This window comes from Frankia sp. RB5, from assembly GCF_059816245.1.
On sequence record NZ_JCBATA010000154.1, the window covers coordinates 1 to 1,396 of the forward strand.

Consider the following 1,396-nt stretch of genomic DNA (forward strand, 5'->3'; position numbering starts at 1 on the left):
GTCCTTGTCTGCTGGTGAGGTGGAGGTGGCGGACGCCGTGGTGGTGGACGAGGTGGCGGGCGAGGAGGGTGCCGAGGGTGCCGGTGCCGCCGGTGATGAGGACGGTCCCCTCCGGATCGAACAGCGGCCGCGGCGACGTGCGCGCGGCGGGCGTCGCCGCTGGGGACGCGGCCTTCGCCAGCCGCGGCACGCGAGCCCGCCCGGCGCGGATCGCGATCTGCTCCTCGTCGGTCGCGACGGCGGCGGGCACGAGGCGCAGGGAGGCGGGCTGCGTGTCCACGTCCACCAGGACGAACCGGCCCGCCCCTTCCCGCTGCGCGGAGCGGACCATTCCCCACACCGGGGCGGCGACGAGATCGGGACCTCCCGCCGGGTCGTCGCCGGTGACGACGGCGCCGTGCGTGATCAGGACCAGTCTGGTCTGAGCCAGCCTCTCGTCCCGCAGCCACGACTGGAGCAGTTCGAGCAGCCGCTCGGCGGTGGCGCCCACCGCCGTCGGCACGAGTGTCGGGTCCGCGGGATCCGCCGAGACCGGTCGCAACGACAGCGCCACCTCGTCGACGGCGGGCGTGCCGGAGGCGATCGCGTCGCCGAGCGCCCGCACGTCGGGGAATGCGCTGACCTTCACCCCGGCGGCGTCCCAGGCAGATCTCAGCGTCGGGTCGTCGTCCCCGACCAGAGCCCATCGCGTGGGCGCCGCGGTGGCGTTCGGGGCCAGCGGCTCCCAGTTGACGCGCAGGAGCAGATCCTCTCCGCAGGCCTGCGCGGCAGCCCGCAGCTGTTCCAGCGGAACCGGTCGCACCACGAGCGCGTCGACGTCGACGACCGGGTTGCCGTCCTGGTCGGCGGCCTGGACGGTCATGGCGTCGGGCCCGTTCGGCGCCAGCCGCACGCGGAGCGCCTGGGCGCCGGTGGCATGCAGGCGAACGCCGGACCAGGAGAACGGCAGCCGGGGTCCACCGTCGGTGCCGTCGAAGAAGCCGCGTAGGGCGAGCCCGTGCAGGGCGGCGTCGAGAAGCGCGGGATGGACAGCGAACCGCCTGGCGTCGGCGGCCAGCTCCTCGGGCAGCTCGACCTCGACGAACACCTCCTCGCCGCGCAGCCAGGCGCGGCGGACTCCGCGAAACGCCGGCCCGTAGTTCAGCCCGATCTGGCTCAGCCGCGGGTACAGGTCCTCGACGGGAGCGGGCACCGCCCGGGGCGGCGGCCAGACGCGCAGGTCCGGGGCGGTGGAGACGACTGTGCTCGGGGCGGCGGAGGCGTCCTCGGCGGGTGTGAGGGTGCCGGTGGCGTGGGTGGTCCAGGGGGTGTCGGGGTGGGGGCGGGTGTGGATGGTGATGGTGCGGTGGTTGTGGGGGGTGGGGGGGTCGAGGGTGATGGTGAGGTGGGTGGGGTG

General features: G+C 75.0%; 1 protein-coding gene. It reads right to left on the reverse strand.

What is annotated here, in order from left to right; all coding sequences use genetic code 11:
- A partial coding sequence (locus AC6EXY_RS33260) for a SpnB-like Rossmann fold domain-containing protein (protein ID WP_499819024.1) occupies nt 1–1,396 on the reverse strand: 1,396 nt, incomplete at both ends.